The 21,430-nt window shown below is 70.9% G+C and carries 18 protein-coding genes; 14 read left to right on the forward strand and 4 right to left on the reverse strand.

The window, feature by feature from the left end; all coding sequences use genetic code 11:
- Positions 1 to 8 precede the first annotated feature (8 nt).
- A complete protein-coding gene (locus CFB35_RS31630; RefSeq protein WP_179231823.1) occupies positions 9 to 332 on the forward strand; it encodes a four-helix bundle copper-binding protein in 324 nt (107 codons plus the stop codon).
- A 13-nt stretch (positions 333 to 345) separates the two neighbouring features.
- Here the strand turns inward: CFB35_RS31630 and CFB35_RS31635 are convergent, their stop codons facing one another.
- On the reverse strand, positions 346 to 1,938 hold the full coding sequence (locus tag CFB35_RS31635) for an ATP-binding protein (RefSeq protein WP_089466121.1): 1,593 nt from the start codon (positions 1,936 to 1,938) through the stop codon (positions 346 to 348).
- Between the two features lie 277 nt (positions 1,939 to 2,215).
- Between CFB35_RS31635 and CFB35_RS31640 the strand changes: the two genes are divergently transcribed.
- From CFB35_RS31640 to CFB35_RS31690, 11 genes are all read left to right on the forward strand, one after another.
- Positions 2,216 to 2,569 carry a hypothetical protein gene (locus tag CFB35_RS31640; RefSeq protein ID WP_059637110.1) on the forward strand — a complete coding sequence of 118 codons (354 nt, stop codon included), beginning with the start codon at positions 2,216 to 2,218 and terminating at the stop codon, positions 2,567 to 2,569.
- Between the two features lie 184 nt (positions 2,570 to 2,753).
- Positions 2,754 to 3,602: a BON domain-containing protein gene (locus CFB35_RS31645; protein WP_089466122.1), complete on the forward strand. Its 849-nt coding sequence runs from the start codon at positions 2,754 to 2,756 to the stop codon at positions 3,600 to 3,602.
- 46 nt (positions 3,603 to 3,648) lie between these two features.
- Positions 3,649 to 6,453, forward strand: a complete 2,805-nt coding sequence (locus CFB35_RS31650; RefSeq protein WP_226093985.1) for an ABC transporter transmembrane domain-containing protein — start codon at positions 3,649 to 3,651, stop codon at positions 6,451 to 6,453.
- Positions 6,392 to 6,922, forward strand: a complete 531-nt coding sequence (locus CFB35_RS31655; RefSeq protein WP_060967411.1) for a hypothetical protein — start codon at positions 6,392 to 6,394, stop codon at positions 6,920 to 6,922. Before CFB35_RS31650 ends, CFB35_RS31655 begins: the two co-directional genes overlap by 62 nt.
- A gap of 253 nt (positions 6,923 to 7,175) precedes the next feature.
- Entirely contained in the window at positions 7,176 to 7,925 is a 750-nt protein-coding gene (locus CFB35_RS31660) for an SDR family oxidoreductase (protein ID WP_059575202.1), read from the forward strand.
- Positions 7,916 to 8,527, forward strand: coding sequence for an HAD-IIIA family hydrolase (locus CFB35_RS31665; RefSeq protein ID WP_059575000.1), 612 nt, complete (start codon positions 7,916 to 7,918; stop codon positions 8,525 to 8,527). Before CFB35_RS31660 ends, CFB35_RS31665 begins: the two co-directional genes overlap by 10 nt.
- Positions 8,524 to 9,726 carry a glycosyltransferase family 9 protein gene (locus CFB35_RS31670; protein WP_060011143.1) on the forward strand — a complete coding sequence of 401 codons (1,203 nt, stop codon included), beginning with the start codon at positions 8,524 to 8,526 and terminating at the stop codon, positions 9,724 to 9,726. Before CFB35_RS31665 ends, CFB35_RS31670 begins: the two co-directional genes overlap by 4 nt.
- Positions 9,727 to 9,729: 3 nt before the next feature.
- Positions 9,730 to 11,475: a carbamoyltransferase C-terminal domain-containing protein gene (locus tag CFB35_RS31675; RefSeq protein ID WP_089466123.1), complete on the forward strand. Its 1,746-nt coding sequence runs from the start codon at positions 9,730 to 9,732 to the stop codon at positions 11,473 to 11,475.
- Positions 11,472 to 12,473 carry a glycosyltransferase family 2 protein gene (locus CFB35_RS31680; RefSeq protein WP_059575004.1) on the forward strand — a complete coding sequence of 334 codons (1,002 nt, stop codon included), beginning with the start codon at positions 11,472 to 11,474 and terminating at the stop codon, positions 12,471 to 12,473. Before CFB35_RS31675 ends, CFB35_RS31680 begins: the two co-directional genes overlap by 4 nt.
- A gap of 57 nt (positions 12,474 to 12,530) precedes the next feature.
- Positions 12,531 to 13,619 carry a glycosyltransferase family 9 protein gene (locus CFB35_RS31685; protein ID WP_059575006.1) on the forward strand — a complete coding sequence of 363 codons (1,089 nt, stop codon included), beginning with the start codon at positions 12,531 to 12,533 and terminating at the stop codon, positions 13,617 to 13,619.
- Entirely contained in the window at positions 13,609 to 14,559 is a 951-nt protein-coding gene (locus CFB35_RS31690; protein WP_059575008.1) for a glycosyltransferase family 4 protein, read from the forward strand. The genes CFB35_RS31685 and CFB35_RS31690 overlap by 11 nt, the downstream gene beginning before the upstream one ends.
- A 37-nt stretch (positions 14,560 to 14,596) precedes the next feature.
- Here CFB35_RS31690 and CFB35_RS31695 read toward each other — a convergent pair whose 3' ends face one another.
- The gene (locus tag CFB35_RS31695; RefSeq protein ID WP_089466124.1) at positions 14,597 to 15,646 is read right to left on the reverse strand and encodes a sigma-54-dependent Fis family transcriptional regulator; all 1,050 of its coding nucleotides are present in this window, start codon (positions 15,644 to 15,646) and stop codon (positions 14,597 to 14,599) included.
- 344 nt (positions 15,647 to 15,990) lie between these two features.
- Here CFB35_RS31695 and CFB35_RS31700 point away from each other — a divergent pair, with 344 nt between their 5' ends.
- Complete coding sequence (locus tag CFB35_RS31700; RefSeq protein WP_059575013.1) at positions 15,991 to 17,358, forward strand: sigma-54 dependent transcriptional regulator; 1,368 nt, start codon at positions 15,991 to 15,993, stop codon at positions 17,356 to 17,358.
- Positions 17,359 to 17,387: 29 nt separating this feature from the next.
- On the opposite strand, the gene CFB35_RS31705 is transcribed toward CFB35_RS31700, so the two are convergent.
- Complete coding sequence (locus CFB35_RS31705; RefSeq protein ID WP_089466125.1) at positions 17,388 to 18,311, reverse strand: glycosyltransferase family 2 protein; 924 nt, start codon at positions 18,309 to 18,311, stop codon at positions 17,388 to 17,390.
- Complete coding sequence (locus tag CFB35_RS31710; protein ID WP_089466126.1) at positions 18,290 to 18,982, reverse strand: PIG-L deacetylase family protein; 693 nt, start codon at positions 18,980 to 18,982, stop codon at positions 18,290 to 18,292. Before CFB35_RS31710 ends, CFB35_RS31705 begins: the two co-directional genes overlap by 22 nt.
- Positions 18,983 to 19,113: 131 nt before the next feature.
- Between CFB35_RS31710 and CFB35_RS31715 the strand changes: the two genes are divergently transcribed.
- The gene (locus tag CFB35_RS31715) at positions 19,114 to 21,420 is read left to right on the forward strand and encodes an ATP-binding protein (RefSeq protein WP_089466127.1); all 2,307 of its coding nucleotides are present in this window, start codon (positions 19,114 to 19,116) and stop codon (positions 21,418 to 21,420) included.
- Positions 21,421 to 21,430: the final 10 nt, after the last annotated feature.

The following is a 21,430-nucleotide window of genomic DNA, read 5'->3' on the forward strand; positions in this document are numbered from 1 at the left end:
GCACTGCTATGAACGATCAGTACGACAACTGCATGGCCGCGTGCGACGCCTGCGCGCACGCATGCGACACCTGTTCCGCCGCCTGCCTCGCGGAGCGCGACGTGCACGCGTTGGCCACGTGCATCGCGCTCGACATCGAATGCGCGCAGCTGTGCCGCTTTGCGTCGGGCGCGATGGCGCGCCGCAGCGGGCTCGCCCCGCGCATTTGCGCGCTGTGCGCGCACGCGTGCGATCTGTGTGCGGCCGAGTGTTCGCGGCATGCGCACGAGCATTGCCGCCGCTGTGCGCTCGCATGCGAGGCGTGCGCGGCGATGTGCCGCGCGATGGCCTGAGCGTGAACAGGCGCTACGGCGTGCCCTGAACCTCGCGCGCGACGCGCTGCAGCAGCGCGTCGAGGACGGCCATCTCGACGGGCTTCACGAGATGGTCGTCGAAGCCCGCGCTTTCGGTACGCTCGAGATCGGATGCGCGCGCATGGCCGGACAGCGCGACGCAGGTCGTGTCGCGCAGCGCGTCGATCGCGCGTAGTTCGCGCAGCAGCGTGAAGCCGTCGACGTCCGGCATCGTCAGGTCGAGAATCATCAGGTGCGGTGCATAGTCGCGGGCGAGCGCGAGCGCTTCGTTCCCGTTGTATGCGACGCGCGGCGCGTGCCCTTTCAGTTGCAGCAGCACCGCGAGCGTGTCGGCCGAGTCGCGGTTGTCGTCGACGACGACGATGCGCAGCGGCTCGACGGCCGGCTGCGCGGGCGCGGCAGGCCCGGGCGCGGCGGCGTGCCCGCCGCGGGCCACCTGCGCGATCGGCAGCCATACCGTGAACGTCGCGCCGTGGCCGGGGCCGTCGCTCTCCGCGACGATCCGCCCGCCGTGCAGTTCGACGAACGACCGGCAGATCGCGAGACCGAGCCCGAAACCGCCGGACGGGGAGCGGCCCGTCGCGCCTTCCTGTTCGAATAGATCGAAAATCGTTTCGAGCGCGCCGGCGGCGATGCCCATGCCGTGATCGACGACGCGGATCGCGACCGACGGCCCTTCGATACGCGCGACGACGTCGATCCGGCCGCCGTGCGGCGAGAATTTCGACGCGTTGTCGAGCAGGTTGTGCAACACCTGGACGAGCCGTGCGTCGTCGCCGTGCAGCACCACGGAATCGTCCGGCAGGTCGACGCGAATCCACTGTCCGCGCGCGGCCAGTTTCGGCTGGACGCTCTCGACGCCGCGGCACACGATGTCCCGCACGGTGGTGGGGCGATCGTCGAGTTCGACCTTGCCGGCCGTGATGCGCCCGACGTCGAGCAGATCGTCGACGAGCCGCGTCAGTTGCCCGACCTGGCGGTGTACGGCGTCGCGGCACTGCGCGAGCATGGGCGGCGGATCGGGCAGGCTCTGCAGCACGCCGACCGAATTGCGCAGCGGCGCGAGATGATTGCGCAGCTCGTGCGCGAGCATCGCGATGAACACGCTGAGCCGGCGCGTCGACGCTTCGAGCTCCTCGAGCCGCTTGCGCTCGGTCATGTCGCGCGTGATCTTGATGAAGCCGCACAGCGCATGCGTCGCGTCGTACACCGGCGTGATCGTCACGCTCGCCCAGAACTGCGTGCCGTCCTTGCGCACGCGCCAGCCTTCGTCCTCGAAGTGGCCCTGCGCGGCGGCCCGCGCGAGCCCGTGCGCCGGCCGGCCCGCCGCGACCGCGTCGGCCGGGTAGAAACGCGAGAAATGGTGGCCGACGATCTCGGCGGCACGGTAGCCCTTGATGCGCTCAGCACCGGCGTTCCAGGTCGCGACGTTGCCGTGCGGGTCGAGCATGAACACCGCGTAGTCGGTGATCGACTCCACCACGGTCTGGAACCGGAATTCGGCGAAGCGATGCAGCAGGTCCCGCGCGCCGGGCGAGCTGGCGGGCGGTGGATGCGGGTGAAGATCGGCGTCGTCTTTCTTCATCGGGGCAGCAGGTCGGAAACGCGGTGGGCCGCACGCCGCCTGACCGCCGCCGGGCAAGCCCGTGGCGGCCATACGGTCGATTGGCACGTCCGAAAGAATAAAGGAACTCGATTCAGCTGATCAATGGGTGCGCATCGGCCGTGCCGTGCAGCGTGCCGGCGACGACGGGGCGGCAGCGGCCGGCGCGGCATGCCGATTGCACGACCGGGGCAGTACGCCTGCCGGGCGGCGGCCATCCGGCCGATCGCCCGGCGGCAAGCCAGGCAAGGAGGCCGACATGAACAGCACGCTGAATCCCGACAACGAACCGGCCGGCCCGGATGACGACAACGCCAGCCGCGGCCGCGACGGCCGCGCGCTCGGCCCGAGCGACTCGTCCGACAGCGGCAGCGACACGGCGGGCGCGCGGCGCCATCCGTTCGACGTCGATTCGCCGCTGGACGACCACGCGCTCGAACGCGGCGACGCGTCGCTCGACACCGACACGGACCGCGCGGGCACCGGCGAGCGTGCGTCGGCGGACGGCGACTCGACGCTCGAGGAGGGCGCCGACATCGAGCCGGACCGCACCGAGCGGTTGAGCGAGCCCGGCCGCATCGACGAATCGGACGACCCGGACGACGTGCCGTGACGCCCGGCGCGCAAAAACTGCAATCGCGTTGCAGATTGGGGCGCCTGACGGTGTCCCCGCGCTGCGACGCGCAACCATCGCGGTCCGGCAACCACGCCGGCACGCGATTTGCGTCGCCCCGACCGACGCGCGCGGCGACGCGGCTTGGCGCCGTGCGCGGCGCAGGCGATCAAGGAGAGACACGATGCAACGACGATATCCCGGACGGTACGGCGAGCGTGGCGGCCCGCCCGACTGGCACGCGCGCGACGAGCGCGCGTACCGGGGCGCTGGCGAGCGCGGCATCCCGGACGATCCGGCACGATGGCCGGAAGAGGACGACGAATCGGCTTACCGCCGCTTCGCGAGCGAGGACGTGGGCCCGGAAGACTGGGGCAGCGAATGGACCGAGCGCGCGGCGCGGCCGGCCGAGCAGCGGCGCGGCGCGGCCGACGCGGACCGGCAGGGCGGCGCGCGCCCGCCGGCGCGGGACGCCGAGCGCGGCTACGGCGAACCGGGCCGCCGCGTGGAGGGCCGTGAAGGCCGCTATGGCGGCGAGCGCCCGGAATGGCGCGACCAGCACCGGATGAGCGGGTACGGCGGCGAGCGCGATGGCGGCGACCCGCGCTACGGCGGCGCCCCCGATCTGTCGCGTTTCGGCGGGGATGCCGAACGCGATGCGCTGCGCCGTCGCCGCGGTCCGAAAGGCTACACGCGCTCGGACGAGCGGATTCGCGAGGACGTATGCGAGCGGCTCGCGCATGCGCTGGAGATCGACGTGAGCGACGTCACCGTGCAGGTGACCGACGGTCGCGTCGAGCTGGACGGCACGGTGCCGGTACGCTGGATGAAGCACGGCATCGAGGATCTGGCCGACGGCTGCCTCGGCGTGCGCGACGTCGAGAATCGCGTGCGCGTGCGCCGCGACGGCGAACACGATACGGGCATGGTGCTGCATCCGCACCAGCGGACCGTCACGCCCACGCAGCCCGCCGCGCGTGATCCCGAGCCCGGCACCGTCGTCGGCGGCCGGGAGCGCGAACCGCGCCACTGACTGCCCGTGCGTGAAACGGCGCGCCCCGACCGCGAGCACTGCCTGCATGACGACCGGAATCGACGAGACGCCAATCAAGGACCGTGATGCGGCCGCGGGCCGCGAGCGCCGGCAGCGCCGGGACGAGCGGGGCTTGAGGCTCAGGATCGCCGTCGAACTCTGGCGCGCGATCTGGCGTTACCGTGCGCGCGTGGTGGCGGCGGTCGTCCTGCTGGTGCTCGCGAAAGCGGCGGCCGTCTCGGTGCCGCTGCTGCTCAAGGACATCGTGGACGGTTTCGGCCGCGCGGCCGCCCAGCCCGTCGCGTGGCCGGTGCTGCTGCTGTTCGCCTACGCGGTGGTGCGCTTCGCGTCGAACGCGCTGAACGAAGTGCGCGACATGACGTTCGTGCAGGTCACGCAGCATACGGTCGCGTCGTTTACCGTGCGCACGTTCGGCCACCTGCACCGGCTCGGCGCGCGCTTTCATGCGCGGCGCGAGACGGGCGCCGTCGTGCGCGATCTCGAGAAAGGCACGGCCGGCATCGGTTATCTGCTCGGCGTCGCGGTGTTTACGGTCGTGCCGACGGCCATCGAGATCGGCTCGGTGCTCGTGATCGTGATCAGCAAGTACGGCGGCGGCTTTACCGCGATCATTTTCGTCACGTTCGCCGTCTATGCCGCGTATACGGTCGTATTCACGCGCCGCCGCATGCGTTACCAGCGGCGCGTGAATGCGCTGGAAGCCGAGTCGAATTCGCGCGTGGTCGACAGCCTGCTGAACGTCGACACGGTCAAGTACTTCGCGCGCGAGGACGTCGAGCGCGACCGGCTCGACCGCGTGCTCGACGCATGGCGCGAAGCCGGCGTGGACAACCAGTACGCGCTGTCGACGCTGCATATCGGGCAGAGCGCGTGCATCGGCGCGGGGATCGCGGCGGTGATGCTGCTCGCGGGCCAGCAGGTCGCGCGCGGTGCGCTGACGGTCGGCGATCTCGTGCTGATCAACGCGTACATCATCCAGATCAGCCTGCCGCTGAATGCGCTCGGCTTCGTGTTCCGGGAGGCGAACGACGCGATGACGAACATCGAGCGGCTGTTCGGGCTGCTCGACGCGCGCGGCAAGCCGGGCGAGGACGGCGATGCGCCCGGCGCGCAGCCGCTCGTGGTGCGCGGCGGCGCGATCGAGTTCGAGCACGTCGATTTCGGCTATGAGCCGAGCCGGCAGATCCTGTCCGACGTGTCGTTCCGCATCGAGCCCGGGCAGACGGTCGCCGTGGTCGGCGGCAGCGGCTCGGGCAAATCGACGCTCGCGCGGCTGCTGTTCCGGCTGTATCAGCCCGATGCGGGCACGATCCGCATCGACGGCCAGGACTTGCGGCTCGTCACCGAGCGCAGCCTGCGCGATGCGCTCGGCATCGTCCCGCAGGACACCATCCTGTTCAACGACACGCTCGCGTACAACATCGCGTACGGCAAGCGCGACGCGACCCGCGGCGAAGTGATCGCGGCCGCGCGCGGCGCGCAGCTCGACGCGTTCATCGAGCGGCTGCCCGATGCGTACGACACGCGCGTCGGCGAGCGCGGCGTGCGGCTGTCGGGCGGCGAGCGGCAGCGGGTCGCGATCGCGCGCGCGTTGCTGAAGGCGCCGCCGATCGTCGTGTTCGACGAGGCGACGTCGGCGCTCGACACGCGCTCGGAGCGCGCGATCCAGCAGGAGCTGATGCGCGTCGCGCGGCATCGCACGAGCCTCATCATCGCGCACCGGCTGTCGACGATCGTCGATGCCGATCGCATCCTCGTGATGGAGCACGGCCGGCTCGTCGAGCACGGCACCCACGACGAACTGCTCGAAAGCGGCGGCGTGTATGCGCAGATGTGGTCGCTGCAGGCGAAGCAGCGTGAGCTCGAACGCACGGAGGCGAAGTTCGCGCGGCAGCCGGTGCGCATCAATCCGCTCGTGTCGCAGGTGCTCGATTCGCTGGCGGAGGCGGCCGCGCAGCGCGGCGTGCCGGTGTTCCGCCATCTGTCGGACGAGGATCTCGTCGTCGAGGCAGATCCGGCCGCGCTGCGGCGCTTCGTGTGGGAACTGTGCCGCGGTGCGGTCGACGCGAGCCGCGGCGGGCAACTCGAGGTGCGCACGGGGCGCCACGATCCGGAAGCGCGGATCACGATCGCATGCGCGGGCGTCGACGCAACCGAGCTGTCGCTGATCGATCTCGAACGATTGCAGGACGCGATCGAGGAGGCCGGCGGCTACGTCGTGCGCGAACGCGACGACATCGGCGTGAAGCTGCATCTGTCGCTGCCGGTCTGCGCGGTGGCGCCGGCGTCGATGCAACCCGGCGACGCCGTGCCGCGTGCGGGCGCCGGTGCGCCGGGCGCGGCGAAGCCGCTCGACGGCCTGCGCATCGCGTGCGTGGACGACCACGACGAGGCGCGCGACGCGCTCGGCGCGCTGCTGAAGGTGGCCGGCGCCGACGTGCGCGCGTATGCGTCGGGCCAGGCGTTGCTGGACGACCTGTGGCGCGCGCGCCGCGCCGACTGGCCGGCGCTGCTCGTCTGCGACATCGACCTCGGCGACGACGAAGAGGACGGCTACACGGTGATGGCGCGCGTGCGCCAGCTCGACGCCGTACGCGATCGCGACGGCCGCGCGCCGCTCGAGGCGCTTGCCTTGTCCGGCCATGCGCGCGATCACGACCGCGCGCGCGCGGTCGAAGCCGGTTTCCACGCGTACCTGACCAAGCCCGCGGTAGCGGCCGACCTGATCGCGGCGTTGCGTGCGCTCGCGTTTTCCTCCGGAGAAATCCATGCCGAACCTTCTGAATCCGACGACACCCGAAGCCCCGAACGCGGCGCGTCGCGGCGGTAGTGCGTTCGCCGACCGCCAGGCCGCGGTGGCGGCCGTCGAGCTGCTGTTGCCGACCTTGTCCGCCGCGCTGCAAAGCGATTTCGTCGGCGACAGCGGCTGCCTGCACATCGTGATCATGGACCCGGCGCTCGGGCCGCGCGACGCGGCGTTCGAGGACGCGATCCTGTATGAGTTTTCGCTGCCCGACCCGAAGGACTGGGACGCCGATTACCGCGCCTACGCGCGCGCCAAGGCGCGGCTGTCCTGGGAAACGGGCCGCGACGGGCATGTCGTGCAGGCGCTGGAGCCGTACCGGCTGCGCGCGGGCGACACGAACCTGTGGGGCGGCGTCGCGCTCGGCGGCATCGTGGTGGGTGTGTCGGGCGCGCAGCCGTGGTTCGACGAGGCGTTCGCGGGCTGCATCGCGCACTGCCTGCGCGCGCTCGCGAAGCACCGCGCGCAGGCGACGCCCGACGCGCTCGCGATCTGAGGGGGCCGCCTAGGTGGGGCCGCCCAGGTGGGGCCGCCCAGGTGGGGCCGCCCGGATCGGGCCGCCCACGCGCGGGCGCCCGGACCCGTTTTTACAGCCGGTTATAAAAAAGCCAGCGCGCGCATGCAGTAGCCCGATGTGGCGCATGCGTGCGCAGGCCGGCACGGTTTTCGCTGTACCTCATGCACGGACGGTTGTCGCGACAAGTGTCGCCGTCAGCCGGATTGTTTTCCGACATCGACAGGAGGTGCAGGTGAACGCGACTCACGATCCAGCCAGACCGCCGCTCGCCGGCCGGACCGCACTCGTGACCGGGGGCGGCCGCGGCCTCGGCGAAGCCATTTGCGAGGAGTTGGCGCGGCACGGCGCGCATGTGGTCGTCGCCGATCTCGACGGCGACCGCGCGGCGGCCGTCGCGCAGCGGCTCGAACGGCACGGCGGGCACGCGGTAGGCCGGCCGCTCGACGTGCGCGACGAGGCATCGGTGCTGCAGGTCATGCACGATGCGCGCGAGTCGCTCGGCGATCTCGACGTGATCGTGAACAACGCGGCGATCGACGTGACCGCGCCGATCGACGACGTGAGCGTCGACGCATGGCAGCAGGTGCTGATGACGAACCTGTTCGGCCCGTACCTGATGTGCCATGCTGCCGTGCCGATGATGAAGGCGCGCGGCAACGGGCACATCGTCAACATCGCGTCGACCGCGTCGAAGCGGGCGTGGCCGAACGCGTCCGCGTATCACGCGACGAAGTGGGGGCTGCTCGGGCTCTCGCACGCGCTGCATGCGGAACTGCGGCCGAGCGGCGTGTGCGTGTCGGCGATCGTCGCGGGCGGGATGCGCACGCCGTTCCTGCTCGACCGCTTTCCGGACATCGACGAGGACACGCTGCAGCCGCCCGAGCACGTCGCGGCCGCCGTGCGCTTCGTGCTGACGCAGCCGCCGGGCACCGTGGTGCCGGAGCTGATGGTGCTGCCGATGAAGGAGACGTCATGGCCCTGAAGCGCGAACGGCGGCTGCCCGGCGCGGTGCTGCTCGACAAGGACGGCACGCTGCTCGACGACGTGCCGTACAACGTCGATCCCGCGCGCATGCGTCTCGCGCCGGGCGCGGCGCGCGCGCTGCGCACGCTCGGCGCGACCGGCATGCCGCTGGCGGTCGTGTCGAACCAGTCGGGCGTCGCGCTCGGCCGCTTTACCGAAAACGAGCTTGGCGCGGTCCGCCAGCGTCTCGCCGAACTGTTCGAAGCGAACGGCGCGACGCTGGCGGATTTTTTTTACTGCCCGCATCACCCGCAGGGCAGCGTGCCGCGCTATAGCGTCGAGTGCATCTGCCGCAAGCCGCGCCCGGGCATGCTGCGCCGCGCGCTGGCCGCGCTCGACGCCGTGCCGGAATGGAGCTGGATGATCGGCGACATTCTCGACGATGTCGAAGCCGGCCGCACCGCGCGCTGCGGTACGATCCTCGTCGACCGCGGCCACGAGACGGAATGGCGTGTCGACGCGGCGCGCACACCGCACCACGTCGTCGATCGCGTCGACCTGGCCGCCGACATCGTCGTGCGCGAAGCCGTGCGCCGGCACGGCGCGTGGGTGCGGCAATGAACACGGCCTGGAGCCGCGCCCGCCGCATCCTGTGCGTGCGGCTCGACAGCATCGGCGACGTACTGATGACCACGCCCGCGTTGCGTGCGCTGAAGGAAAGCGGCAGCGACCGCCGGCTGACGCTGCTGACGTCGCGCACGGGCGCCGCGCTCGCCAGGCATCTGCCGATGGTCGACGACGTGTGGAGCTACGACGCACCGTGGGTCAAGCATCCCGACGTGCGCGGCGATCCGGTGGCCGATCTCGACATGATCGACCGGCTGCTGGCCGGCCGCTTCGACGCCGCCGTGATCTTCACCGTGTACAGCCAGAACCCGTTGCCCGCCGCGATGATGTGCTGGCTCGCCGGTATTCCGCTGCGGCTCGCGCATTGCCGCGAAAACCCCTACGAATTGCTGACCGATCGCGTGCCGGAAACCGAGCCGGAATCGCACGTGCGCCACGAGGTCGCGCGCCAGCTCGCGCTGGTGCGCGCCGTCGGCGCGAAGACGTCGGACTGGCGGATGGCGTTCGCGCCCGGCGACGCGGCGCGGCATGCGGTGCACGCGCGCTTGCAGGCCGCGTTGCAGCGCGTCGGCGGCGCGCGCGAGCCGGATGCCGGGCGCGCGCGCTGGCTGGTCGTCCATCCGGGCGCGAGCGCGGCGTCGCGGCGCTGGCCGGCCGAGCGGTTCGGTGAAGCGGCGGCCGCCGTCGCGCCGCTGTTCGACGGCATCGCGGTGACGGGCAGTGCGGACGAACGCGCGCTGGTCGACACGGTGTGCGAACGGGCGGGGCCGCGCGCCGTGCCGCTCGCCGGCGCGTTGCCGCTCGGCGAACTGGGCGCGCTGATCGAGACGGCCGACCTGCTGCTGTCGAACAACAGCGGCCCCGTGCATCTCGCGGCCGCGCTCGGCACGCCGGTGGTCGACCTGTACGCGCTGACCAACCCGCAGCACACGCCGTGGCGTGTGCCGCACCGTGTGCTGAACGTCGATGTGCCGTGCCGCAACTGCTACCGCAGCGTGTGCGACCAGCCCGGCCATCCGTGCCTGCGCGGCGTGAGCGTCGACGACGTGGTCGCGGCCGTGCATGCGCTGCTGCGCGGCAGCGCGCGCCATGCGCAACGCGCGGCCGCGCGGGCTGCCGTGCACGGCGAAGAGCCGGCCGCGGCGCACGCATCGAACGTGATTCCGTTCGCGCACGTCATCACGAGGAACTGACGCATGCCAGACCCGATCCATACGCTCGGCATCAACGCCGCCTTCCACGACAGCGCCGCGTGCATCGTGCGCGACGGCGTCGTGATCGCGGCGGCCGAGGACGAACGCTTCACGCACGTGAAGCACGCGAAGCGCCCGGTGCCGTTCTCGACCTGGGAGCTGCCTTTCCACGCGATCGACTATTGCCTCGCGGAAGCCGGCATCACGCTCGCGGATGTCGACCACGTCGCGTATTCGTACGACCCGTGGTTCGAACTCGATCGCGAAGGCACCGCGCCGGCGCTGACCCTGCCGCTGTCGCCGTCCGCGCATGCGCCGCGCGAGGACGGCGCGTCGCCGTGGCATCCGCTGTTCCTGTCGTCGATCGTCAACGCGCCGCGCCAGCTCGCGGGCGGCGCGCCGCATCATCTGCAGCGGCGTTTTCGCGGCGTCACGCACGACGGGCCGTTCCGCTGGCATTTCATCGAGCACCATCTCGCGCACGAGGCGAGCGCGTTTCTCGCGGCGCCGTTCGAGCGCTGCGCGGTGATGACGATGGACGGGCGCGGCGAGCGCGCGACGACGAGCTACGGCGTGTTCGACGGCCGCTCGTACCGGCGGCTCGGGCAGGTGAACCTGCCGCATTCGCTCGGGCTGCTGTACGAGCGCGTGACGCGCTATCTCGGCTTCCTGCACTCGTCCGACGAATACAAGGTGATGGCGCTCGCGTCGTACGGCAAGCCGGTGTTCGCCGACGAGATGCGCAAGCTCGTGCAGTATCGCGGCGAAGGGCGCTATGAAGTGGTCGACGCGGACCTGGCCGCGCTGTTCGGTGCGCCGCGCGAGCGCGGCGGCCCGATCGAGCCGCATCACTGCGACATCGCGCATGCGCTGCAACTGGTGCTCGAGGAGACGACGCTGCGGGCGGTCGACTGGCTGGCCGCCGAGACCGGCGAGCGGCAGCTCGCGATGGCGGGCGGCGTCGCGCTGAACTGCGTGATGAACGCGCGGATCCGCGATCGCGGCCCGTTCGACGACGTGTGGGTGCAGCCGGCCGCCGGCGACGCGGGCACGGCGCTCGGCGCCGCGCTGTGGACCGACTTCCGGATGCGCGGCGCGCGCGGCGACTGGCGCATGGATCACGCGTATCTCGGCCCGGCCTACGACGACGACGCGATCGAGGCGTTCCTGAAGGAGGCACAGTTGCCGTACCGCCGGCTCGCCGACGTCGCCGCGCAGACGGCCGCGCTGCTCGCGGCGAACCGCGTGATCGGCTGGTTCCAGGGGCGCATGGAGTTCGGCCCGCGCGCGCTCGGCGCACGGTCGATCCTCGCGTCGCCGATCGACCCCGACATGCAGCGCAAGCTGAACCGGATCAAGGATCGCGAGGATTTCCGGCCGGTTGCGCCGGTCGTGCTCGAGGATCGCGCGCATCACTGGTTCAGCGGCGGCCGGCGCACGCCGCTGCGCGCGCCGTTCATGCTGTTCGTGTACGACGTCCTGCCCGAGCGCGCCGACAAGATTCCGGCGGTGCGCCACATCGACGGCACCGCGCGCGTGCAGACCGTCGATGAAACCCAGCATCCGCTGCTGCATGCACTGCTGACCGAGTTCGACGCGCTCACCGGCGTGCCGGTGCTCGTCAACACGTCGTTCAACACGCGCGGCGAACCGATCGTGTGCTCGCCGCGCGATGCGATCGAATGCTTCTGGACCTCGCCGCTCGACGCGCTCGTGATCGGCCCGTTCCTGCTGGAGAAGCCGAGATGAACATGCGCGACACGCACGTGGCGCCGGTCGTGTCGGTCGTCGTGCCGACCTACCGGCGGCCCGATCTGCTCGAACGCTGCCTCGATGCGCTGTGCGTGCAGGCGTTCGATCCGGCCACCTACGAGATCGTCGTGGTGGACGACGATCCGGCCGGCAGCGCGCGCGCCGTGGTCGATGCGTGCCGCGCGCGCGTGACCGACGTGCCGGCGATCCGCTACATGACGGCGCCCGACACGCAGGGGCCGGCCGGCGCGCGCAACGTCGGGTGGCGCAGCGCGGACGGCGCGCTGATCGCGTTCACCGACGACGACACGATTCCCGATCCGGCCTGGCTGCGCAACGGCGCGGCCGCGCTGCTGGCCGCGCCGTCGGCGGCGGCCGCGGCCGGCCGGATCGACGTGCCGTTGCGGCCGTGCCCGACCGACTACGAACGTGACGCGGCGGGGCTCGCCCATGCGGAATTCGCGACCGCGAACTGCTTCGTGCGGCGCGCGGCGCTCGAACGCGTCGGCGGCTTCGACGAACGCTTCACGCGCGCGTGGCGCGAGGACGCCGACCTGATGTTCGCGTTGCGCGAGCACGCGGGGCCGATCGTCGAGGCCGATGCCGCGCGCATCGTGCATCCGGTGCGTCCCGCCCGCTGGGGATCGAGCATCGGCGCGCAGTCGAAGGTGTATTTCGATGCGCTGCTGTACAAGAAGCATCGCGCGACCTACCGGCGCCATATCCGGCCCGTGCCGCCGTGGCATTACTACGCGGCCGTGCTCGCCGCGCTCGGCGCGCTCGGCTGTTTCGCGGCCGGCTGGCCGGCGCCGGCCATCGTGTGCGCGGCGGTGTGGGCCGCGATTACCGCCGGGTTCTGCGCGAAGCGATTGCGCGGCACGCAGCTCACGCCGTCGCATGTGGCCGAGATGATCGTCACCTCCATCGCGATTCCGCCCGTGTCGCTGTACTGGCGCATGCGCGGCGCGCTTCACTTCCGTGTGCTTTTCCTTTGACGTCCCCCTACCTTTCCTTCCCGCCATCCATGGCGGGGTTTCCCGGAGCAGATCGTGATGAAGCTCGATCCAGACCTCGATTCCGACGGCCCGCGCGGCCCGAAACGGATCGCGGTGTTCCGCGCGCTGCAGCTCGGCGACATGCTGTGCGCGGTGCCCGCGCTGCGGGCGTTGCGGCGCGGCGAACCCGATGCGCGCATCACGCTGATCGGCCTGCCGTGGGCGCGTGAATTCGCGTCGCGCTTTTCGGACTACGTCGACAGCTTCATCGCGTTCCCCGGCGCACCGGGGCTCGGCGAGCAGCCCGAACCCGACGCGGCCACGCGCGAGGCATTCATCGCCGAATGCCGCGCGCGCGACTTCGATCTCGCGATCCAGTTGCACGGCAGCGGCGCGCACACGAACGCGATCGTCGCGTCGCTCGGCGCGGCGCGCACGGCCGGCTTCGTGCCGGCCGACGGCGGCACGGCCGCGCTCGACTGCGCGCTCGTGTGGCGCGACGACGAGCCGGAAGTGACGCGCTACCTGGCGCTCACGCGCAAGCTCGGCTACGCGGACTGGGGCGACTTCCTCGAATTCCCGCTCGGCGGGCTCGACTACGCGCTGTGGCACGTGCTCTGCGACGAACATGGGCTGGATCCCGGCCGCTACGTGATCGTCCATCCCGGCGCGCGGATGGCGTCGCGCCGCTGGCCGGTCGAGCGCTTCGCGCTGGCGGCGCGGCAGCTCGCCGACGACGGCTGGCAGATCGTGCTGACCGGCACGCGCGCGGAACTGGCGCTGGCCGCCGCATTCGCCGAGCATCTCGGGCGGCCGTGCGTGAATCTGTGCGGCCGTACGCCGCTCGGCGCGCTCGCCGCGCTGATCGCCCGCGCGCGGCTGCTGTTGTGCAACGACACGGGCGTGTCGCACGTGGCGGCGGCGCTCGGCACGCCGAGCATCGTCGTCGCGTGCGGTAGCGATACGGCCCGCTGGGCGCCGCTCGACGCCGAACGCCATCGCGTACTCGCGAACTACCCGGCATGCCGGCCGTGCATGTTCGATACCTGTCCGTACGGGCACGAGTGCGCGACGGCGATCGGCGTCGGCGACGTGATCGAGCGGGCGGGCGAACTGCTCGCGGAGGAGAAGCGCCATGTCTGTTAAGCGGTTGCGCGTGCTGACCTGGCACGTGCATGGCAACTATCTGTATTACCTGTCGCAGGCGCCGCACGATTTCTACATCGTGACGAAGCCGCAGCATCCGCCCGGCTATGCGGGCCGGGTCGGGCACCTGCCGTGGGGCGACAACGTGCACGAGGTGCCGGCCGAGTGCGTGCGCGACACCGAATTCGACTGCGTGCTGTACCAGCACGTGAAGCATTACCAGCACGACCGCCTGCGGTTGCTGAGCGAAGCGCAGCGTGCGCTGCCGACGCTGTTCGTCGAGCACGATCCGCCGCGCGAGCATCCGACCGACACGCTGCATCCGGTGCAGGACCCGAACGTGTTGCTGGTGCACGTGACGCCGTTCAACGCGCTGATGTGGGACAACGGCGTGACGCCGACGCGCGTGATCGAGCATGGCGTGCTGGTGCCCGAAGGCATCGAGTATCGCGGCACGCTGCCGAAGGGCGTGGCCGTCGTGAACAATCTCGCGCGGCGCGGCCGGCGCCTCGGCGCGGATCTGTTCGAGGTCGTGCGGCACAGCGTGCCGATCGATCTCGTCGGGATGGGGTCGGCCGAACTCGGCGGGATCGGCGAGGTGCCGAACCCCGCGCTCCCGCAGTTCCTGTCGCACTACCGGTTCTTCTTCAATCCGATCCGCTACACGAGCCTCGGGCTCGCGGTGATCGAGGCGATGATGATCGGGCTGCCGATCGTCGCACTCGCGACGACGGAGATGGCACAACTCGTGAGGACCGGCAGCAACGGCGTGGCCGATACGCGGCCGGGCGTGCTGATCGACGCGATGCGCATGCTGATCCGCGATCCGGACCTGGCGCGCGAGTGGGGCGCGGCGGCCAGGCGCGACGCGTGCGAGCGATTCGGCATCGAACGCTTCGCACGCGACTGGGACGCCGCGCTGCGCGACATGACGGCGTGACGCGCCGACGCGACGGCGGCGGCGTGACCCGCCGCGCTCACGGCGTCGTCGCGGACGGCGACGCAGGCGGCGCAGCGGGGGCGCCGCCGCCGTTCGATGCATTCCCGGCCGGTGGCGCGTTGCCGCTTGCCGCGTTGCGCTCGCTTTCGGACAGCAGCGCGAGCCGGTTGTACAGCGTTTTCAGGCTGATGCCGAGCGCCTTCGCGGTGCGCGGCTTGTCGCCGTTGAAATGCCGCAGCGACGCGACGATGAAGCGCTGCTGTGTGTGCGCGAGCGTCGTGCCGATATGCAGCGTCATCGCGTTGTGACGCACTTCCTCGCGCGGCGGCGGACGGCGCGGCAACTGCAGTTCGATCTGCTCGTCGGCGAGGATGAACGCGCGCTCGAGTGCGTTGCGCAGTTCGCGCACGTTGCCGGGCCACGTGTAGGTGCGCAGCGCCTTCATCGCCTGGGTGGACAGCCGCTTTCGCGTGCGGTGCCGCGCGTTCAGCCGTTCGACGATCTGCACCGCGATGTCGCCGACGTCGTCCTCGCGCTGCCGCAGCGCGGGCACGTGCAACGCGATCGGCGCGATCCGGTAGAACAGGTCCTCGCGCAGCCTGCCGCTGCGCATCGCCTCGACCGGATCGTGATGCGTGGCCGCGACGATCCGCACGTCGAGCGGAATCGGCTCGTGACCGCCCACGCGCACGATCGTGTTGGTTTCGAGCGTGCGCAGCAGCTTGACCTGCAATTCGAGCGGCATCTCGGCGATCTCGTCGAGAAACAGCGTGCCGCCGCGCGCGGCTTCGAACATGCCCACGTGCTGCGCGACGGCGCCCGTGAAGCTGCCTTTCTCGTGACCGAACAACTGCGACTCCGCGATGTCCTTCGGAATCGCGCCGCAATTGACGGGCACGAACGGGCCGCGACGGCGCGGGCTCATGTCGTGAATGAGCCGGGCGACGATATCCTTGCCCGCGCCGCTTTCGCCGACCACCAGCACACTCACGCGGGTGGCGGCGACGCGCGACACTTTCAGCAGCAGATCCTGAATTGTTCGCGAACGACCGAACAGTCGCGTGCCGTCATCGTGGGATTTCGACATGGGGTAATAACCGGATTGGGAAGTTTTGACCGAATGTGTCGTGGCCAGGTAGAAACGACGTGACACACGTCGTCTTTCAGGTACTCAGAATACCTTTTATGCCGATTCGCCGACATTGAATCTGGCAATGCGGCTTGCGTCGGCGGATAGATTTATTCGATGGGCGACGAATGCGAGACACCGTTCTTCTATACTGCTAAGCACGCGTTTTCATTGCAGGACAGCTTGTCTGCGATTCGTGTGCAGCGTGGAGGATGCCGTCGTGGGCTCTGTGACGCGCATTGCGCTGCACGTGTCGCGGCGCCGGCCGATGTACGCGCCGGCCCGCATTACAAGGAGCCTCGATGCCTTACGTCCTGATCGTCGAAGACGACGCCGATACGCGAACGATGCTCGCCACGCTCGCACGCACGCAGCAGCTCTCGTGCGATACGGCCGCGACGCTTGAAGAAGCGCGCACGCTCGTCTCGACGCATACCCCCGATCTCGTGCTGTGCGACCTCGTGCTGCCCGATGGCAACGGGATGGATCTGTTCGACGCATTGCCCAAGCGCGGGCATTGCGAAATGGTGCTGACCACCGGCCACGCGAGCCTCGAAACCGCGATCGACGCATTGCGGCGCGGCGCGAGCGACTATCTGGTGAAGCCGCTCAACATGCAGCGGCTGAACAGCATCTTCGCGCGCGTGCCGCGCACGACCGCGCTGCACGAGGAAATCGCGGAGCTGCGCTCGGAGCTGCAGCGCCTCGGCCGCTTCGGCCGCATGCTCGGCAGCTCGCCCGCGATGCAGGCCGTCTACGATGCGATCGGCCGCGTCGCGCGCACCGAAGCGTCGGTGCTGCTCACCGGCGAATCGGGCACCGGCAAGGAACTCGCCGCGCAGACGGTGCACGACCTGAGCCTGCGCCGCCGCGGGCCGTTCCTCGCGGTGAATTGCGGCGCGATCGCCGCGAACCTCGTCGAGAGCGAGATGTTCGGCCACGACCGCGGCAGCTTCACCGGCGCCGAACGCCAGCACAAGGGCTTCTTCGAACGCGCCGACGGCGGCACGCTGTTTCTCGACGAAATCACCGAGATGCCGCTCGAATCGCAGGTCAAGCTGCTGCGCGTGCTGGAAACCGGGCGCGTCACGCGGCTCGGCTCGACGCGCGAGATCGACGTCGACGTGCGCATCGTCGCCGCGACGAACCGCGACCCGGAAGCCGCGATGGCGGACGGCAAGCTGCGGCCCGACCTGTTTCACCGGATCAACGTGTTCCCGATCCCGCTGCCGTCGCTGCGCGAACGCGGCGACGACATCCCGATGCTCGCCGATGCGTTCCTGCAGCGCTACAACGAGGAGAGCGGCCGCAACCTGCGCTTCTCGCCGGCCGCGCGCGAAGCGCTGAAGACCTACGAATGGCCGGGCAACGTGCGTGAGCTGCGCAACTTCGTGCAGCGCGCGAGCATCTTCACCGATGCCGACGTGATCGACACGCTGCCGCCGCCGATCATGGACGAGCTGTCGAGCATGGTCGATTCGCACGAGGATCGCGTGACGGTGCCGTTCGGCACGCCGCTCGAGGAAGTCGACCGCAAGCTGATCCTCGGCACGATCGCCCAATGCGGCGGCGTGAAGGCGCAGGCGGCCGAGGTGCTCGACGTCAGCCTGAAGACGATCTACAACCGGCTCGCGCAACTGGAAGACGAAGCGGAAAAACCCGATTCCTGATGCCGCTACGATCGCGTTCACGTTCCCGCTCATGTGCCCCTTCCGGTCTCGCGGCGCGTATCGCGCTCGAGCAGACGGCGCATGTGTTCGATCCGTGGCGGGATCGTGCGTCGTTCGCGCAGGATCCACGGCAGCCCGGCGAACGTGCGCACGATCGCACGTTCGCGGCGCAGGAGCGGCAGCATGCGCACCGTATGCAGCCACGCGGCGGCGGCGGGCCATCTGAGCCACGCGGTCCACACCGCGTTGCGGGCGGCGGTGTGCGCGCGCATCGTCCGGTCGCGCCGCGTCGACGGATGGTGATGGACGGTCAGGCCCGGCGCATACACGAGCCAGTGGCCGGAGCGATACAGGTCGAGCGCGAGCAGCGCTTCCTCGCCGCCGAGGAAGTAGCGCGGATGGTAGCCGCCGGCGCGCACGAACGCGTCGCGCCGGAATGCGGTCGCACCGGCCAGCAGCCCGAGGATCGGGCGGCCGGGCAGCGCGACCGGCGCGTCGAGCGGGCTGTCGGCCATCAGCCGGCAGGTCGGGTCCTCGCGCTCGTCGGGGCCGACCAGCACGCGTGCGGTGACGGCCGCGACGTGCGGATACGCGTCGAGCAGATTCGCGGCTTCGGCGATCGAGCCGGGCGCCCACCACGTGTCGTCGTCGCAGAACGCGACGTGGCGCGTGCGGGCCGCGGCGACGCCGAGATTGCGGCCGGCGGCGCCGAGATTGCCGGGCGCGTGCACGAGCGCGACATGCGGGTAGCGCTCGCGGATCAGCGTGGCCGTCTCGGCGTCCGCCGCGTTGTCGACGACCACGATCGCCGGCCGGTCGGGCAGCGCGGAAAGGTGGTCGAGCGTGCGCGCGAGTTCGGCCGCGCGCCGGCAGGTCAGCACGATCGCGGTCACGCGCGGCTCCCCCGGCGGCAGCGCGACGCGCGCGGGCGTTACGCGGACGTGACGTCGCATTCGAGCCGCCAGATCGTTTCGGGTTCGCGGAGAGCGGCACGCATATGAGGCTCGAGCAGCGTGACCTGGCTGGCATAGGCGTCGACGGCGGCGGCTTTCGCGGCGGCGCCGTCCGTCCCGCTGGCCGGCGGGGCGACCGGATGCGCGAGCCAGCCGTGCTCGCGCCAGCCGGCCACGCGCTCGGCCATCAGCCCGTCGATGCGGCGGTAGGGCGCGTCCTCGTAGAAGCGCCAGACGCGCGACGCATCGTCGTCGCGCAGCAGGCGCAGCATGGCTTCGTGCACCTGCAGATGATCGCGGTGGAACAGGCCGGCCGGCGCGAGCACGCCGAAGCCCGGGTGGGCGTCGATCACCGCGGCCACGCGTGTCGCGATCGCGGTCGACGTAGTCGGTATGCCATACTGATCGTCGAGGAAGTCGAGCCACACGGGGCGGGCGTCGAGCAGCGCGAGCGCGCGGCGGTCTTCGTCGCGGCGCGCGCGCATCGCTTCGTCGGCGTGGCGAAACCCCGCGCGGCGGTCCCACGGCGGCGCGGGCGTGCCGGGTGGCGGCATCCCCGCGAAGACGGTCACGACGATCGAGCCGGGCGCGTGCGCGAGCAGTTGCCCGCAACTGAAGACGGCATCGTCGAGATGCGGCGAGACGACGAGCCAGCGTGTCGGGTCGGGCATGGCGTGAAGATCTCCATCGTGAGCGGCCGGGCCGCCGGTGCGAATCGGCCAGCATGCGGGCCAGCACGCGCCGTGCCTGCCGGCGGCATCCGCGCCGGCCGCCGCCGACTGTCCCAGCAGGAGCGTGTCCGATGACCGAAATTGCACGGCCGCAGGCCGGAAATTACGCGACGGCCGTGATGCTGGTCGCGATCGCGACCGTGCTGCAGACGCTCGCGATCCGCTTCGGCGGCGTGAATCTGCCGTTCGTGTTGTATTACCCGCTGCTCGCCGGCGCCGCGTGGGTGACGTCGTTCCTGTTCGGCATCGTGTCGACGGTGGTCAGCGGGCTGCTCGTGTGGACGCTGTTCCTGTCCGATCCGGCTGCCTATACGGCGCCGCTGCCCGACCGGCTCGTGCAGCTCGGCACGTTCATGCTGATCGGGGCGCTGGTATGCGCGGTCGCGTCGATGCTGCATCGCACGCGCGTCACGAGCGATCGCGCGCGCCGCCGCGAGGCCGCCGCGCGCCGGCGGCTCGAAGCCGTGCTGCGCGCGCTGCCGCACGGCGTGATCGCGACCGATCCGACGGGGCGGCTCACCTATCTGAACGCGGCCGCGGCCGAACTCGTCGGCTGCGAGCCGGACGAGGCGATCGGGCGGCCGGTGCGCGATGTATTGCGGATCGTCGATCACGAAGGGCGCCGCGTGCAAACCACGCCGCTCGATCGCGCGCTCGGCGGGGCCGAGGCGACGTCCGACCGGCATTGGCTGCGGGCCGGCGACCACGATCCGGTGCCGATCGTCGCGGTCGCGTCGCCGATCGGCGACGCGGACGGCAACCTCGACGGCGCGGTGCTGCTGTTGCGCGATGCTGGCGCGGAGCGCGCGCGCGTGGACGCATCGCGGCTCCAGCAGGCGGTCGTCGAGGCGTCGCCGGATGCGATCGTCGGGATCGACGCCGACGGCCGCATCGCGAGCTGGAACCCGGCCGCGCAGCGGATCTTCGGTTACGACGAGGCCGACGCGCGCGGCCGCCGGCTCGACACGCTGATCGCACGGCGCTGGTTGCGGCTCAATCCGCTCGCCGATACGTTCGACGCGATGCGCGAGCCGGTCGGGCCGGTCGAACTGCTGTGCGTGCGGCGCGACGGGCGGCGGTTTCGGGCGACGGTATCGGCGTGCCCGGTGCAGGGCGACGCGCGGGCCTGCGTCGCGCTGTCGCTGACACTGCGCGAAACCGGTGCGCAGCGCCGCCGCGACCTGCGGGCGCAGCGCTCGCTGCAAGGCGCCCGCGATGCGCTCGACCAGGCCGACACGTCGAATCGTCTGAAGGACGAACTGCTGGCCACGGTGTCGCACGAATTGCGTACGCCGCTGAACGTGATCTACGGGTGGATCGAGGTGCTGCGCAACACCGACGACCACGCGTTGCAGCATCAGGCGATCGACGCGATCGACCGCAGCGCGCGTTCGCTCACGCGGATGGTCGGCGACATCCTCGACGCGTCGTCGCTCGCGACCGGCAAACTGCGGCTCGATGCGACGCCGGTCGACGTCGTGCGGCTGTTCTCCGATCAGGTCGGCACGTTCCAGACCGCGGCGTCGTCGGCCGGCATCATGCTCGAATTCGACTGCGACGCCTCCGCGTGCATCGTGTCGGGCGACGCCGAGCGGTTGCGGCAGATGCTGTCGAATCTCATCTCGAATGCGATGAAATTCACGCCGGCCGGCGGCAGCGTGACTGTCCGGCTCGCGCGCGACGATGCGCATGCGGTGCTGACCGTCACCGATACCGGGCAGGGCATCGCGACGGAGTTCGTGCCATACGTGTTCGACATGTTCCGCCGCGCGGACGATTCGCCCGCGTCGCCGCGGCGGGGGCTCGGTCTCGGCCTGTCGATCGTGCGGCACATCGCGGAGCTGCACGGCGGCCGCGTGACCGTCGCGAGCGCGGGCCGCGATCGCGGCACGACGTTTACGGTGACGCTGCCGGCCGGGTGGCAGCCGGCCGGCGCGATGGCGTGGGGCATCGTGCAGGCGAGCGGCCGCCGCGACGCGCTCACGCTCGATACGCAGCGCATCCTGATCGTCGACGACGACGCGACCACGCGCGCGAGCCTCACGGCCGCGCTGACCACGCTCGGCGCGGCCGTCGCGATCGCGTCGTCGGGACGCGAGGCGCTCGCGATGGCGGCCGACATGCGCCCGACCGTCGTGCTGTCCGATCTCGCGATGCCCGACGGCGACGGCTTCTGGCTGCTGGAAGCGTTGCGGCGCGGCGCGCTGAACGGCGACGGCGGGCCGCCCGACGTGCGCGTGCTGGCCGTCACCGCGCACGCGGGCCTCGCCGACGAACGCCGCGCGCTGGAGGCCGGCTTCGACGGCTACCTGTGCAAGCCGGTCGACGTGCGCGAACTGGCGCGCAAGATCGCGCACGTGACGAAGCGCGACGGTTGACGCGTTTCGT

The sequence above is a fragment of the Burkholderia sp. AU16482 genome, from assembly GCF_002223285.1.
GTDB lineage: Bacteria > Pseudomonadota > Gammaproteobacteria > Burkholderiales > Burkholderiaceae > Burkholderia > Burkholderia semiarida.